The organism is Acidobacteriota bacterium, assembly GCA_009838525.1.
Lineage (GTDB): Bacteria > Acidobacteriota > Vicinamibacteria > Vicinamibacterales > UBA8438 > VXRJ01.
Genome location: VXRJ01000034.1, coordinates 95,205 through 110,294, shown reverse-complemented (window position 1 = coordinate 110,294; position 15,090 = coordinate 95,205). Strand labels below are relative to the sequence as shown.

General features: G+C 68.1%; 10 protein-coding genes. 1 reads left to right on the top strand and 9 read right to left on the bottom strand.

Annotation, left to right across the window (positions count from 1 at the left end):
* Window positions 1-11 precede the first annotated feature (11 nt).
* From F4Y45_14685 to F4Y45_14675, 3 genes are all read right to left on the bottom strand, one after another.
* Complete coding sequence (locus F4Y45_14685; GenBank protein ID MXY25750.1) at window positions 12-923, bottom strand: MBL fold metallo-hydrolase; 912 nt, start codon at window positions 921-923, stop codon at window positions 12-14.
* 213 nt (window positions 924-1,136) lie between these two features.
* The gene (locus tag F4Y45_14680; protein MXY25749.1) at window positions 1,137-1,649 is read right to left on the bottom strand and encodes a DUF4920 domain-containing protein; all 513 of its coding nucleotides are present in this window, start codon (window positions 1,647-1,649) and stop codon (window positions 1,137-1,139) included.
* Between the two features lie 19 nt (window positions 1,650-1,668).
* Complete coding sequence (locus F4Y45_14675) at window positions 1,669-2,703, bottom strand: hypothetical protein (protein MXY25748.1); 1,035 nt, start codon at window positions 2,701-2,703, stop codon at window positions 1,669-1,671.
* A 74-nt stretch (window positions 2,704-2,777) separates the two neighbouring features.
* Here F4Y45_14675 and F4Y45_14670 point away from each other — a divergent pair, with 74 nt between their 5' ends.
* A complete protein-coding gene (locus tag F4Y45_14670) occupies window positions 2,778-2,978 on the top strand; it encodes a hypothetical protein (protein ID MXY25747.1) in 201 nt (66 codons plus the stop codon).
* 15 nt (window positions 2,979-2,993) lie between these two features.
* Here F4Y45_14670 and F4Y45_14665 read toward each other — a convergent pair whose 3' ends face one another.
* From F4Y45_14665 to F4Y45_14640, 6 genes are all read right to left on the bottom strand, one after another.
* Window positions 2,994-4,013 carry a hypothetical protein gene (locus F4Y45_14665; protein ID MXY25746.1) on the bottom strand — a complete coding sequence of 340 codons (1,020 nt, stop codon included), beginning with the start codon at window positions 4,011-4,013 and terminating at the stop codon, window positions 2,994-2,996.
* 26 nt (window positions 4,014-4,039) lie between these two features.
* Window positions 4,040-8,671, bottom strand: coding sequence for a hypothetical protein (locus F4Y45_14660; GenBank protein ID MXY25745.1), 4,632 nt, complete (start codon window positions 8,669-8,671; stop codon window positions 4,040-4,042).
* A 66-nt stretch (window positions 8,672-8,737) separates the two neighbouring features.
* Window positions 8,738-9,913 (bottom strand): hypothetical protein, encoded by a 1,176-nt coding sequence (locus F4Y45_14655; protein MXY25744.1) that lies wholly within the window; start codon window positions 9,911-9,913, stop codon window positions 8,738-8,740.
* On the bottom strand, window positions 9,910-10,890 hold the full coding sequence (locus F4Y45_14650; protein MXY25743.1) for a beta-propeller fold lactonase family protein: 981 nt from the start codon (window positions 10,888-10,890) through the stop codon (window positions 9,910-9,912). The genes F4Y45_14655 and F4Y45_14650 overlap by 4 nt, the downstream gene beginning before the upstream one ends.
* A 268-nt stretch (window positions 10,891-11,158) precedes the next feature.
* Window positions 11,159-13,396 carry a carboxypeptidase regulatory-like domain-containing protein gene (locus tag F4Y45_14645; protein ID MXY25742.1) on the bottom strand — a complete coding sequence of 746 codons (2,238 nt, stop codon included), beginning with the start codon at window positions 13,394-13,396 and terminating at the stop codon, window positions 11,159-11,161.
* 148 nt (window positions 13,397-13,544) lie between these two features.
* Entirely contained in the window at window positions 13,545-15,089 is a 1,545-nt protein-coding gene (locus F4Y45_14640; GenBank protein MXY25741.1) for a hypothetical protein, read from the bottom strand.
* Between the last annotated feature and the right edge of the window lies 1 nt (window position 15,090).

The window sequence follows — 15,090 nt, the reverse complement described above, 5'->3', positions numbered from 1 at the left end:
TGCATCTCACGCTACTGGCTCTCGGACACTTCGTCGTAGAAGCGTTGAAGCGCCACGTCGCTCAGCGGCCAATCGAGGTCGTCGGTCTGGATGCGGCCCGGCACGTCGTCGCGACTGACACCCGCCTCGACCGCCTCTCGCATCCTGTCCTGCAAGGTCTGCATCCGGTCGCGGAAGATGCGGACCTCGTCCTTGCCCAGGATCGGCCCGTGGCCCGGGATGACAGTATCGAAATCGAGCTCCAGCACGCCGTCGAGAGTTCCCGTCCACGCAAGCCCGCTGCCGCCGTTACCGAAGTCCATGAAGGGCGAGAGCGTGCTGCCGTCGGAGCGCTGCCCCCAGATGAACAGGTCGCCGGTGTGGATCGTGCGCAGGTCCGGGAAATAAATGACGGCGTCGCCGTCGGTGTGGCCGCGCCCGAAGTGGTGCGCCTGCACTTCGACGCCGCCGATGAAGATGGAGGTCTCGTCACTGAAGACGACGCGCGGCGCGCCCGGTTGGTTGTTCCGGATCATGTTGCCGCGCGCGTTCTTGTGCGAGATCACCTCGCTCACCGCCATGAAGTCGGCGTTGCTTCCCGAATGGTCGCCGTGGTGGTGCGTATCGAGCACGTACCGGATCGGCAGGGACGTCATCTTCCGCACTTCGGTCGTGATCATCTCGTAGCTGTAGGGGAACTTGTTGTCGACGAGGACGACGCCGTCGTTGGTGACCCGCACCGCGACGTTGCCGCCCGTGACACCGCCGTCGAGACCCGGGATGACGTACAGGCCGTTCTTACCGGGAACGGGTCGAATGGCCGTCAACTCGGCGAGCCGCTCCGGCGTGATCTCCTGCTGGGCGGCCGGACGCTCCGCCGCCACTACCGCCAGGACCGCCAACCCTCCCACGGCCACTGCCGCCACCAATCTCGGTCTGCGCATCACGGTTCTCCTCGCAACGGCTCCATTATGCGTCAACCGGCGTCGATTCCGGCCTTCGTTTCCGCAATTGCGGGATCAACAATGGACCGGAGCGCCGCCTCGTGGGCGCGTTCTTCGCCACGGGTGGGTGGGAGCCCGTGGTCAAGCCCCGCTGGACCGAGGGCCGATGGCGATGTGAATCCGCGTCACGTGCCAGCGCGGGCGCTGACGCTTTTAGTTGCCGGCCGGCCGGAGCTCGACGGCGGCGGCGACGAAGCTCACCTCGGTCGCTGTGCCGTCGGGATTGCGGGTCAGCTCCACGCCCTCTTCGATGAGGTGGTCCGCCTGGCGCTTCGAGAAGACGTTGGTCTCGAAGACCCCCTCGATCCGCGCCGCCTGGCCGTCCGAGTCGGTGGGGACGAAGAAGCCGTAGTCCTTGAACGTGACGCGCAGGCCACGCGACGCGCCCTCCTGCACCAGCTCCATCCAGCATCCCTTCACCTGGCACACCCGGCGCACCGACCCTTCCAGAATCACGCTGGTGTCCGTGTACGCGTGAATGGTGCTGAGCGCGTCCGCGAGGTCGACCACCGGTGAATTCCCGATCGCGTCCCCACGGGTGATAACCGAGTCCTGCGCTCCCGCCGTACCGGCGAAACCGAAAGCGACGAGCGCGAAACCAACAAGCACCGTGCGGCTGAACTGACGCATCCTGAACCCCCTGTCGACCACCGTGTTCCGCATCATAACACCTGCCCCCGGCGCCCTACGGGTCCGTCACGAACGGCACCGCCGGCTCCCGAACGCCGGGATGCCCCGCCTCCGTCCGCTGCCGCGAGACCAGCGTCGAAGCCCTGATCGCCAGCGGCTCATTGGCGCGGGCGCCGCTGAGCAGGTTCACCATACCGTAGTTGCCCTCGTGACAGGCGTATTCGTAGATGGGCTCCTGATTCTCCCGCCATCGAAAGGGAATCGCCACGGTATACGGGCGGGTGTAGGTGAACGGGTCCTCCACCGTGAACCGGTAGTCGATCGTCTCGGCGTCGACACGCGTGAAGCGCTCCACGATGCGCAGGGTGTCGCCGGGGCCGCGATGACCCGTCTGCAGAATGTGCGATGGCTGATAGTCGCCGCCGTCCATCCGGTCGTGGAAGTGGATGGTCTCGACGACGAGGGTGTCGCCTTCCCAGCGGCCGCGCGAGTCTCCTAGCCACTGGCGAATCCCGTCCGACGAATGCGGCCGGCCGTCTATCGGGATGATCCGGGTTTCGTGAATCATCTCGATCTGAATGACGACGTGGGTGGGCGTCTGGAAGATCTGGTAGTTGTTGTTGTAGAGGTTGGGGATCATCTGGACCGGCATCGTCCGCGAGATGCAGCGCTCCCAACTGTTCCGGTCGAGCCAGGAATCCCCCTCGCCCCGGCCTTCCCGAGCCTTCTCGCGCGCCACGAGACGGGCGATCGCTTCCGGCGTCATCGTGATCCGCCCGTCCGGCGGATCGATGATCAGCGACGGCTGCTCGAGGTTTCCCCCCGTCTCCGGCCACGCCGCCCCGGTCCCCCGCGTCGCCTCGATGACCGGAGCCCGTGCGTCGCGGTCTCGCTGCACCTCCGCCTCGGTCAACTGTTCGAGGCGCGTCGTCGTCGAGTTGTTCCAGATCCCCTGCAGATCGGGATCGCCCCACGGTGTTCGTGGGAGCGCTTCATCGCCGTTCTGGGCCGCCACCGGAGCCGCAGCCAGCAATGCGGCCGCACACACCGCTCCCACCCTGCTCATCCTGCGAACTGCTGATCTCGGCATCTGACCTCCTGCGTGCGCGTTGCCAATCTCCCGGGGAACCGGTTGGCGTCTCCTTCGTATTCTAAGGATAGACAATGACCAAGTTCCTCCTCTGGTGCATCCTGTTCGTGCTGTGCTGGCCGCTTGCCCTGCTGGCACTCTTCGTCTACCCGATCGTCTGGCTCGTCTTGCTGCCGTTCCGGCTAATCGGGATCGCGGTCGGCGGCGCGCTGAGCTTCATCGCGGCGGTCATCATGCTGCCCGCTCGCGTGCTCGGCGGCCCTCGGTTCGCCTAGCGGGGCCGCCCGCCCCTACTGCTGCTCGGCCGCTTCCCGCTCCTCGGCCCGGGCGCCGCGCAGGAGGTTCTCCATCCCGTAGTTGCCCTCGTGGCAGGCGTACTCGTAGAGCGGCAGGTCGCTCCGGTTCATCGGAAGCCGCCCGCTGAAGGGACGAGTGAAGCTGGCCGGATCGTTTACGGTGAACTCGTAGAGGAGCGTGTCGCCGTCCACCCGGGTGAACCGCTCCTCCAGATGCAGCCCTTCCGCCGAGCCCCACGCACTGCCGGTCAGTGCGAAGCTGGCCGTCCGGCCGGTGAAGTTGCGGGTGTCGATGACCAGCGTGTCACCTTCCCAACGGCCGCGCGAGCTGCCCATCCACTGCCGGATTCCGTCGGCTATCGCGGCGCGGCCGTCGAGCGGCACCACTCTCACATCGTGGTTCATTTCAATCAGCAGCACGACCGCGTCAGGCGTCTGGAACACCTGCACGTTGTTGTTGTAGCCGCCGGGCAGCAGGGGCGGTCCAGTGCTGAATCCGAGCAGGCAGCGCTCGGCCAGTCCACGCTCTTCGGGTCCCGCTGCGCCAAAACCGCCGACGCGAATCCGCACCGGCAGTCCGTCGCCGGCCAGCCTCGTCTCCTCGCGCGCCTCGGCCTCGGGCGTCAGGGGCGGGACCCGGCCGTCGGGCGGATCAACGATGAGCGCCGTCTGGGTCAGCGCCGTCGCCCGGGCGCGATCCGTCCAGACCGCCTGGCTGTAGGCGCCGGGATCCCCGGGCGGAGCGGCCAGGTCACGCGCCAGCGCGGCCTCGTTGGCCTCCTGCGCCACCGCCGCCGCCTCTTCCTCGGTCAGCGTCGCCCGGTCGGCGAGCGCTTCCGGACGTTCGAGGGGCGTGAACGTCCAGTAGTCCCACACGCCACCGAGATCGGGATCGCCCCACGGCGTGCGCGGGGCTTCGGACGATTGCGCGGCGGCGGCCGCCGGCATCAGCAGTATCGCCAGCACGGTCAGGAACCCCATCCGGAACCGCGATTGCGTTGTTCGTACCCGCATTGATCTCCTCCCCCCGTCCGCCACCGTCATGGGGCGCCGCATCCCCTGCCTTTGTAGAGCCCGACGTTGTCTATCTGCACGTCCACGTCGCTCTGCGCCAGCGTGAAGGCGATTCTCGCGTTGTAGTCCGCTTCCGGGCTGACGAACCGGTGCCGGAACTGGTGGAAGTCGCGCGTCAGACTCGCCCCCGAGCCCCGGACCGCCCCACCGACATCCGGACTGATGCCAGTGCCCATCACGCTACGGTACTCCGTCGCACCGGTGTCCACGTTGACCTGGATGTAGCGAAAGTCGTCGGCTCGGGCAGAGTAGCAGAGCGTATACTCCGCCCCCTCCTCTATCACCACATTGTGAGAGAGCTGCACGCGCCACGGCTGGACCGCGGGTGCGTCGATAGTGAAATCCGCCTCTCCGTTCCAGGTGACGGACGCGTTCGTCAGGTTCACCCGCCAGGAACCCTGCACGTCGAACCTGCCGCCGCTCGTGATGAGATTCCCGGACTCGGCCCGCGGCGCCGCCTCGATCACGTGGAACGGCAGGTCGTTGCTGAACAGGCCCTCGGGATTCTGCACCTGCAGCATGTGGAGCCCCGTCTCCGCCGGCAACCGGGCGAGCTGGACGACCACGGTATCGCCCTCGCAGTCCGGCAGGACGCCCGCCTCGCAGACGACAGAGCCCGCCACGCGGCGTCCGTTGACCAACACGTAGGCGCCGAGCTGTATGTGCTCGCCCCGCAGCCGCATTGGCCCGGCGGCATGCAATTCGGGAAACTCCGCAGGACGCCCTCCGGGGAACCTCGGCAATACGGGAAGTTCGTGCGGATACAGCGTCGGCTGCGGATGATCGTAGTCCGCGAGGTAGCCGAGACGCGCGGTAATGGTCAGCAGCACTTCGCCCGCCGCGGCTGAAGTCGTCAACTCGCTGCGCGTGTGCGAGGCGCCGTCGCCAAGCCGGCTGCGGTAGACGCCGCCGCTGAACTGCAGCGCCAGGGGCGCGCCCGCCCCGGTTGCGTGGAGTCGCAGGCCTTCCGCCTGCAGAACGACTCCGCCCTCGGCGGCCGCCTGCTCCAGCGCATCCAGCAGATCCCGGGTTGCGTCGGCGCCCGCCGTCTCCTGATTCAGGGTCACCTGCCGCCCGAGCGCGCCGGAGAAGCCGACGCTTCCCTCCACAATCATCTGGAACAGGTTGTTGTCGTTGACGAAAGTGTTGCGCTCCGGAAAACCCCGCGTGTCGCCACCCACGAGGTCGGCGAAGAAGAAGCGATTCTGGGGGGACGTCTTCCAGCGGTCGTTGGCGCCCCGCCACGACGGCACGTCCATGCCGCTGCCGCCCATGTTGGTCATGGTCCAGAACGGCAGGCGGTGGCAGTTGGCGCACTGCCGGCTGAAGTGGAACAGGCGCACACCCTCCATCGCCGTCGCGGACATGGCGTTGGTGTACGGCCGCTCCGGCGATGGCGGATAGGGAACGCTTAGCAGGTACTTCGCCATGGCGGCCCGCTCCGCCCCGGAGAGCCGACCCGGTTTGCCTTCTTCGTTGGTCTCGCAGTCGGTCTGGTCGCACATGGTGGTGCGCAAGGCGGTTTCCATGACATGGAGCGTGCAGCTCTCCGGAACCTCCGGATCGCAGTTCGGCTCGACCAGGCTGGTGATGTTGGGGGTGTTGATGCCGCCGAACGGATCGCCGAGCGTGCCGTCCCAGTGATACGGCGCGCTGCCGCGCAACCCGCGAACGTCCTGCACCAGGCGCGGCTGAATCTGGTCGCAACCCACATCGCACAACGGGGTATCCAGCACCCAGATCAACTGATCGGTGTGCCCGTCCGGATGGCAACTGGCGCAGGCGAACGTCTCCGTGCTGGATCCCTCCGCATTGTTGAACGCGATACGGCCCTGCTTCAGCTCGGGATCCGTCGGGTCGTGCAGGGCAATCGTGGTCACCACCCGTGGCGCCGCGCGATTTCGCAGATCGACCAGCGACACGCTGTTCTCCAGCGCGTTGAGGACCCACGCCCGCGCGGGCGCTCCGGCCGCCGTCGTCTCCAGGGCGACGCCTCGCGGGCCTGAACCGACTTCAACCCGGCCGAGCACCGCGCCGGATCCGGCATCCACCGTGAAAACGCGGCTGGATGCCGACGCCGTGACCACCAGCGTCGCGTCGTCATCGCTGACCGCGATGGCGAAGGGCGTCGCCAGAGCCGTGCCGGGAGCGGGGTGGGCAGGAGGCACGGGCTCCAGTTCAAACAACGTCGGCTCACCGCACCCGCCGTCGCAGGGCAGGCGGGTGATCCGGTTGAGGTAGGGGCGGTTCTCCAGCTCCGCGAGGCCATGGTTCGCGGTACCCGCCTTGCCGTTCTTGTCGTTGCGGGCTTCGGTCTGCGAAATGAAGATGCGGCCCTGCGAATCGGCGGTGATCCCATAGAGCAGGGTTCCCAGCGTGTCCACCACCTCGACCAGAGCGTCCGTCGCCGTGTCGTAGACGAACAGGTCCCGATCCGGGATTCGAGGATGCCGAACCACATCCGCGACGTAGTTCAACGACAGCGTCGGCGCGTTGCCCGGTTCCGCCTCGGTCACGTGCTTGCGGGCGTCGAAGGTGCAGAGATCGCCGTCGATGTAGCGCGGCCAGCAGCCCGAGAGCTGCGTCTGGTTGTTCGATTCGAACGGCACGACGTAGAGCCGGTCGCCGCTCACGGTCAGGGCGCGCGGATCCTGCGCGCTCAACTCGAGCATGTACGTCAGGCTGCGCGCCGCCACGTCGACAACCGCGACCCGGTTGGACGACGACAGGGCGACGTAGGCCTTTTCGTTGTTTGCAAAAGCGATTCCGACCGGCTCGTCGAAGCGCGTCCGGCCCGTGTTGTCGTAGCGCTGGATGGTGGCCAGTACCTGGTGCCGCGTGGGGCTGGCCGGGTCGGAGTCGATGACGCTGACGGAATCGGAAATGTGGTTGGACACCCAGACTTCCCGGCCGTCCGGACGCACCGCTATGCCGACCGGGTCGATTCCGACCGGGATGCGCGCAACGATGGCCCGCGTGGCCGGGTCGATAACGTCGACGGTGTCGGACGGGGTGTTGACGGTGTAGAGCAGGGACGAGTCCGGCAGCAGGGCGATCGGGTTCGAGTAGGGGCTCTCGTAGCTCATGTAGCCAACGCCCGACGCTTCCACGTCGAATCCGTCCGCCTGGGGCCCGGCAACGTCCGTCGTGGCCCCCAAGGCGCCGATGGCCACCTGCTCATTGGTCGCCGCCCCGCCAGCGTCGTTTCGGCCGGCGTCAGTAGTAGCGGCAGCAGCGGCGACATCGTTGCGGGCGCCGGCGGCGCGGCGCTCGCCCTCCCGAACGTCCTCCTGTTCCCGCAACGGCGGCAGGCCGACGGCCCGCAACGACTGCTCGACCGCCTGCTGAACGACCGAACCGGCCTCCAGATCGTGCGCGGACTGGCGGATGGCCTCCGCCGCGAGCGGAAACGACAGCACCGGCGGCATCAGCACATGCCGCGCGCGGAGGAAGATCGCTTCGATCCGGTCGCGATTCGCGAGGCCCGCGCCGTCTACGGTCAGCCCCGTCGCCCCGTTCGTTCCACCCTCGACGGCAAGATGAAACGCCCGGCTCAGGATCGTCGCGTTCCACCGCTCCGCCCCGTCGCAGCAATCCCCGGTAGCGCCAGCGAACTGTCCGTCGGTGAAAGCGACGCCCGAGTAGCGCCAGCGCCCTCCATCGGCAACGAGCGCAAACTCCAGGCGTGAGGAATAGGCGACCGGACTTCCTCCGGCACGCTGATCCACCTGGAGCACGCGGGCACCGGGCCCCTTCCCGTCGGCCGCGGTCGAGAAGATATCCGCGTAGGCCTGGCCCACGGCACCTCCCTGGGACGACGCGAGCACGAACCGGCCGTCCTCGCACCAGGCGGGCATCGATTGCCAGACGCCCTCCGCCTGAACCGGGAACATCGCGCTATCGCAGGTTTGGATGTGCCCGTATTCGTCGGTGAACTGCCGCGGCCCGAGCCGCGCGGCGGCCGCGAAGTCCGGGATCGCGGTGGCGATCCCGGCGCCCTCCGGCACACCGCCGTCGCGCTCGGCGGCACCGATGGCCTCCTCCACGTGCGCGACACGGCCGTCCATCGCGTCGCCGAAGAAGGCGCGCTCGTCGATGGACAACATCCGGTAGGCCAGTCGGTAGGCGCCATTCGGGAATGCCAGGATGAATAGCCGAACCGGGTCGTCCGGCGCCGGCCTCGCGCCGGTGGCGTGCTGGATGCTCGCCGTGACCTCGACGTCGGACAGAAGCGATCCCGGCTCCACATCGATCCCCCGATGAATCGAGCCGAGCATCGAGACCGTCACGCCGCGATCGAGCTGCCGCACGAGGCCGCCGCCATGCACGGGCACGCCGCCGACATATTGGGCGAGGTACTCGTGCGTGCGGCCGTTCAGCACGGGGTCCGGGCGGCGGGATGCAACGCGCAGTTCTCCGGTGCGCGTCATGCGCTCGACCACCGCCTCCCAGTGCCGAAGTTCTTCCACGGTGGAGGCATGGCCTACCGACACGTGCACGACGCCTGACTGCGGTTCGGTGGTGGTATTCCGACCGGTGGCGACGATTGCCACCCCGGCGATGGCCGACGCGACGACGAAGCGCGAAGCTCGACCCAACGGATCACCCCTTGGCGCCGACGAGAACGACCGGTCCGGAGACGGACCGATCCGCGAGTATATCGCTCAGGGCGCCGCTTCGATCAGCTCCAGCGCCAGGCCGTCGAGGTCTTCGATCAGGACCGCGCGCGTCTCGCCGAACGGGTAGGGCCCCTCGATGATTGGAACGCCGCGCGACTCCAGATGGGCGAGCACGGGATCAAGATCGGGATACGCGATCCCGACACGATCGACGACTTGGCCGCGGGACGGTGACAAAGGCACGTCCAGCTCCGGGCCGCAGCGGCCGTCGCGGCACTGGCGCGTATACCAGGCCCATCCCGCGTTCTCGAGGCGGACGCTCGCAATCGGACGCCGGAGCTGCCCCATCGGCAGGAACGACGCATAGCTGACGTCGCCGATCGGGACGTCGCACGGGTCGTAGAGCGGGCGTGGCTCCAACTCACCGGTGTCCGGGTTGCGCTGGGGCGGCAGGGTCACGCCAAGCGTTTCGACGTACCAGTTGGCGGCGCAGAGTGGCTGCTCGTGCCAGAAGTGCGTGTGGCCGTAGAAGAGATCGTCGGTCTCAGCGTTCCCGTTGAACTCTACGAGTATCCCGTCGGGATCGACGAGATAGCCGAAGTCCTGCCCGCTCCCCCGGTCGCGCGTCGGGTTCGGGCCTTCGCGCGCCCGCCGCTCCTCCATCTCGGCGACCGTGAGCAGTTGATCGCCGAACGGCGCCAGCCCCGAGTGCGGCACGCCGACCGTGTCGTCCGGCCCCGTAAACACGGGCAGGAAGGCGAACCGTTCCCCGTCCGGATCGAGTGCCGTCAGCCGCTCGTACAGCGCCAGCCCGTCCGTGCTCGGTCCGGTCGTCCAGAACGGGCTCTGCGGAATCGACTGCCGCCGTTCCGGATCGAAGGCGCCCGGCGCCGGTTCGTCCACCTGCGTATACAGCAAGTAGATCCCGTCCGCCGCGAACGCCGGCATCCCCGCGAAGGTCGTCCGCTCACCCGCCGGCCAGAACGTCGACCACCAGTCGAGGGCGCGCTCCGGATCGACGGAGTTGATGTGGATGTGGTGAAAGGCCGGACGTGGCAGTGCCGGTGCTGGATCGGCGGCGGCCGCTTCAGCCGGTTCGACCTCGTCGCCGGTCGTACCGGGCGCGCCGGAACATGCCATCGCAGTGGCGAGGGCGCAGGCGGCGGCAAGCACCCGCAGAGAAGTCATGTGTCCGGGCAGCTGCTCCGTCTGACGGCTCACTCGCCGATGATAGCGATGCCCCAGGGGCGCTCGCCCGCCGGAATGGTCCCGACGACCTGGTTGGTTTCCGTGTCGACGACGCTGACGTCGTTGGACGGACCGTTGGCGGTGTAGAGATAGCGGCCATCGGGCGTGATTCCGATCCCCCAGGGACGCTCGCCCACTTCGATGGTTGACAGCGGCTCCCAGGTGGCGGCGTCGATGACAACGACGGTGCGCCCGCGGCCGGTGGTGACGTAGACGCGGGTGCCGTCGGGGGATACGACGACGCCCATGGGACGGACCAGATCACCCAGATCGGAAAGGTCGATGGTGTGCAGCACCTCGTGCGTCGACGTGTCCACGACATGGACGGTGCCGCTGTTCTCGGCGGTTACGTAGGCCCGGTTGCTGTCCGGCGAGAACGCGCTGGCCCGCGGGCGGGCGCCTACCTCGAACTGCGCGATCGCTTCGTTGGTCGCGGTGTCGATGGCGGTCACCCGATTGTCCTCCTCCGAGGTGACGTAGACGACGCGGCCGTCGGGGCTGATGCGCACCCCCTCGGGTTCGCCGCCGACGGGGAGCTCGGCCAGGATCTCGCCGGTCGCGATGTCGACGACGCTCGCTATCCCGGCGTCCTCGTTCGCGACGTAGAGCCGCGTGCCGTCATTGCTCACCGCCATCTGCTCCGGGTCGGTGCCGGCGCGGACCATGTTGACCACTTCACCGGCGGCCAGGTCGACCACTCCGATGCCGTCGGCGGAGCGATCCGGGGGCGGGAGCGTGCTCTCGTCGGTGCCGGGCGGTGACGGCGGTGACCCGCTCAGCGCGACAAACAGTTGCGTGGCGTCCGGCGACACCTTGATGCCGCGGGGGCGCTTGCCGAGCGGAATGGTCTCCACCGCCTCGTTAGTCGCGCCGTTGATGACGGTCAGGTCACCGGAATACTCGTTGGTGACGTAGACCATGTACGAAGGCGCCGCGGGCGCTTCGTCCATCGCCGCCGCGTCCTCGGCCGGGGCCTCGCCCCCGCCGCCACCGCCGCACGCAACCGCGAACGCCGTGGCTACCGTCGCAGCGACAGCAACCCAATCGCGTGGCCTCTCTGTAGTTGTCATCTTCATGGCTCCATCACCATCCCTGCTCCATCGCCCAGGGATGGTCCTCACAGGGATACGTGCGCGCAACCTCGCCAGAATAGACGAAGGGGACAGGCGCGCGCGGCGCCTGCCCCCTCCGAAACGTTACGAACGAACCCGGCGCGCCCTACCTGGCGAGCGGGTCGGGCCGAAGCTGGAAGTGCACCATCTTGCTCTTGGTGCCCTTGCCGCCCTCGGTGTGCCAGATGTAGTTGGAACCGTAGTTGGCCCAGAGGCCACGGCCCTTCCACCCGGCGTTCGGGTCGTCGATGCGCCCGTCGAGCCCGCGGGAGTAGAACGCCATCGGGTACGGCACCCGCAGGATCGTCCACTCGCCGCTATCCGGGTCGAGCGCCAGCAGCGAATCGGACGACGATCCGTTCGCGATCGGAACGTTCTCCCCCAGACCCAGCGTGTTGTACTGGTCGACCCAGCTGTAGTAGTGGAAGTCCGCGCTACCCGGCGTGTCGACCCCTTCCATCTGCGGGCCCGGCACCGTGTAGAGCGTCCACCCCTCGGCGCACTGCTGGCCGGTCGCATCCGGACCGTTCAGCGTGGCGCACTTCGTCCGGTCGAAGCTGGCCATCTGGCTGCTGCCCGAGAGCGCCGTCCAGATGACGCCGTTCCGATCGACGTCGATGCCGCGCGGCGCGAAGCCGGTCTGGCTCGCGTCGACGTTCGGGTTCTCGATGGAAGGCGGCTCGTAGACCTCGGCGATGCAGGTCTCGGGCGGATTGTCGCCCCGGTCGAGGCGGACCAGCCGGCCCGGGAACGGCCCGGTGCGGGTGATCCAGATGGAATCGTCCGACGGGTGCGCGATGATGCCGTAACCGAAGCCGACAATCCGCGTGTCGAGGCTCGGATCGATCTCCACCTCGCCCCCGCGGCTCGGCTCGTTCCACGGCTTCGTGATCCTGCCGTCGCCATTCGTGTCGATGACGGTCGGGCACCAGCCCTGCGAGTACTGCTCGTCGCCCGTCTCGTCGTACAGCTTGGTGTCGATCCAGCCGATCGCGTTGCTGTCGCCACTGAACCAGAGGGTGTCGTTGGCGTCCTCACCGAACTGCAGGTGGTGCGTCCCGAAGCACGTGTCGACCAGGACGAACTTCTCCGTCTCGGGGTCGTAGTAGGACGCCTGCCGGCCGCTCTGATTCAGCGGGAAGTACTCGGCGTACTTGTTGTCCGACCCCTCCCGGCACCAGTCGGGGTTCGGGCGGGCGCGGATGGTCGAGGTCATCCAGACGCGGCCGTCCTGATCCATCATCGGGTTGTGCGGGTCGGACGAGTTCTCGTTCCCGTCCGGACCGCCCCGGCCCCAGAGAAGCTGATCGCCCCAGTAGTACGACGGCTGGAGCTGCTCCTGCGGGAAGCGTGACGGGACCGAGTTGGGATCCGCCGGCCGCACCGGGATCGGCAGCTCGACCGCGGAGTTCTCAACCGGGTCGACGATCGTCAGGCTGCCGTGGCCCGCCGATACGCCGTAGACCGGGCCGCCACCGTTGACGGTCGGATTCCGCTTGTCGGTCGTGATCTCGTCGTGGATGAAGGAGCTGTCGGTGCCCCAGTCCCACAGCGTGACCACGAGGTTCTGCTCCATGCCATCCGGACGCGGCGGCCGAGGCGGCGTCTCGCCGGCGGCGATCCGGTCGGTCCAGTCCGCGAACATCTCGAGCGCGCGCCCGCGGCCCATGCGGCTCATCGCCGCGCTCATCGAGGTACCGCGCTGGCCGGTCTGCACCCGGTGATCCCAGGCCTCGACCGCCGAGTCGAAGTCGTCGAGTTGCTGGACGACTCGCGTCGCCGTGTTGCCGAGCTGGTGGCAGAGCTGGCAGCCCTGCTTCATGACGTCGAGCCAGTGCTGCTGCGTCCGCATGTTCTCGGCGATGCCGTTACCGTCCGGCCCGGTGCCGGGGAACTCGCTCGCCGGCGGCGGCTTGATGAGCGAGTACCAGTAGTTGCCCGGGTAATACTCCGCCGCCGCCTGCTCGTTCGGGGCGATGACCGCCTCGAGCGTGACGTCCTCGTTGGTCGGCGACAGCTGTACCTTCTCGGAGTCGACCAGCCCGTAGCCGCGGACCCAGACGTCGTAGGTGGCGTCGGGCAACTGCGGCAGGACGAAGCGGCCGTCATCAGCGGTGACGACGATCTTGACGAACCTCGTCTCCAGCTCCTCCGTTTCGGCAATGACCCAGACGCCTCCTTCCGGGCCGCTGCTGCTTTCGACGACGCCGCTGATGTAGCCCTCGGCCATCTGCGCCTCCTCGGCGGTCGGCATCGCCCCAAAGAGGGCAATGGCGCCGACGACGGCGGCGCTGACGGCTCCCAGCCGCAGCCTGCGCCATGATGTGAATGTGCGCGCGTTCATGTTTTCTCCTCCTGAGTCCGCGTCAGTCCCGGGTCGCTATCAAGTTCTTCTATCGTGGCGTTCGCAAGGCGCGATTATGGATCGGTTTCGGCCGATTGTCCCGTTCTGTTTATGGTTCCTCGACAGCTTTCCCCGATCTTCCAGCCGCCTACTGCTCCTGCTCCTCGGCCAGGGCCAGGCGTTCCGCCGGCGAAAGATCTTCCGGCCGCCGGGTTCCGGCGTCCGGATCGGCGCCCAGATCAAGCAGTAGGTCCACAAGCTCCGGATGCCGGTTGAAAGTGTTGGGATAGAAGACCCCCTGCGCGACGGAGAGCGCCGTCCAACCGTTCTCGTTCACGGCGTCGATGTTCGCTCCCTTCTCGACCAGGAAGCGGACAATATTGTCCGCGCCACGGTGGATTGCGCCATGCAGCGCGGTGTCGCCGTTCACGTCGACGGCGTTCACGTCGTTCCCCAGCTCCCAGGCCAGTTCGACGGCGGCGAGCGCTTCCTCGTTGGTGCCGGGGTTCTCGCCAATCTTCCAAATGCCGACGCCGGCCGCCGCCATCAGCGGCGTGGCGCCCTCCTCCGTCGTGATGGACGGATCGGCGCCCAGATCGACCAGCAACTGCATCATCTCGATGTCCGCCACCTTCGCCGCCTGCAGGAACGCCGTCGAACCAATCCGGTTCAGCACGTTCCGGTTGCCGTCGCGCGGCTCCTTCGTCTGGCGCAAGTTCAGATCCGCTCCGGCGGCGGCAAGCTCGCGCACCATGTCGAAGGCGTCCAGCTCGCCCAGCGGCACCGGGAAGGGCGGATTGCGACCCAGGTTGGGACGGTAAGTCCACACTACCTGGTGAAGCGCGGTCCAGCCGTTCCCGGACGCGTTGGGGTCGGCGCCCTCGTCGAGCAGCGCCTTGGCGAAGTCGTACTGCGCGTTGTAGACAGCGAGCACCAGACCGCTCATGCCGCGTTCGGGCAGCACGTCGTCCACATCGGCGCCGGACCGGACAAGTGGCGCCAGTACTTCCACATTGCCTTCGCGCGCCGCGAAGAGCACCGGCGTGAAGCCTCGCGCGGAGCGGGCATTCGGATCCGCACCCGCCGCGAGCAGCCGTTCGACCGATGTCACCTGGTTCTGCGCCGCCGCCCACATGAGCGCGGTCTGGCCGCGCCACTCCTCCACCGCATCCACGTCGGCGCCGTGCGCGAGCAGCGCGTCGATGGCGGCGCCGTGTCCGGTCCGCGCCGCGGTCATCAGGGGCGTCTCCCCTTCCGGGTTGGCGCGGTTCGGGTCGGCCCCCGCCTCGAGCAGGCGCGTGATCATCGGCGTGCTGCCATTGAGCGAGGCGAGCGCGAGGGGCGTGACCCCGTAGCGGGTGGTCGCATCGGCCGCCGCGCCAGCGTCCAGCAGCAGTTGTACGATGTCGAGACGGTCGTGATGAGCCGCCCAGTGGAGGGCCGTCGTTCCGTCGGCCTCCGCCGTCCCGACCGCAACGCCATCGGCCAGCAGTGCGCGGACCGCCTGCGCGTCGCCCGCCTTGACGGCGTCGATGAGCGGCGCATCGACCGCGCGCGCCGCCACACCGGCCGTGCAGGCGAGCGCAAGGGCGACGACGGCGATGGTGGTGACTCGCATTGTCGAAATGCCGGCCTGGAGGCCGGCGCACCTCTCGTTGCCGGCGCGGGCGCCGGCGCGCCAACCGGCAGCCATG

Coding starts and splice junctions, on each gene's coding strand:
- F4Y45_14645 (MXY25742.1), bottom strand. CDS start 13,396: ATGAACGCGCGCACATTCACATCATGGCGCAGGCTGCGGCTGGGAGCC.
- F4Y45_14670 (MXY25747.1), top strand. CDS start 2,778: ATGACCAAGTTCCTCCTCTGGTGCATCCTGTTCGTGCTGTGCTGGCCG.
- F4Y45_14680 (MXY25749.1), bottom strand. CDS start 1,649: ATGATGCGGAACACGGTGGTCGACAGGGGGTTCAGGATGCGTCAGTTC.
- F4Y45_14665 (MXY25746.1), bottom strand. CDS start 4,013: ATGCGGGTACGAACAACGCAATCGCGGTTCCGGATGGGGTTCCTGACC.
- F4Y45_14640 (MXY25741.1), bottom strand. CDS start 15,089: ATGGCTGCCGGTTGGCGCGCCGGCGCCCGCGCCGGCAACGAGAGGTGC.
- F4Y45_14685 (MXY25750.1), bottom strand. CDS start 923: ATGCGCAGACCGAGATTGGTGGCGGCAGTGGCCGTGGGAGGGTTGGCG.
- F4Y45_14675 (MXY25748.1), bottom strand. CDS start 2,703: ATGCCGAGATCAGCAGTTCGCAGGATGAGCAGGGTGGGAGCGGTGTGT.
- F4Y45_14650 (MXY25743.1), bottom strand. CDS start 10,890: ATGGACGAAGCGCCCGCGGCGCCTTCGTACATGGTCTACGTCACCAAC.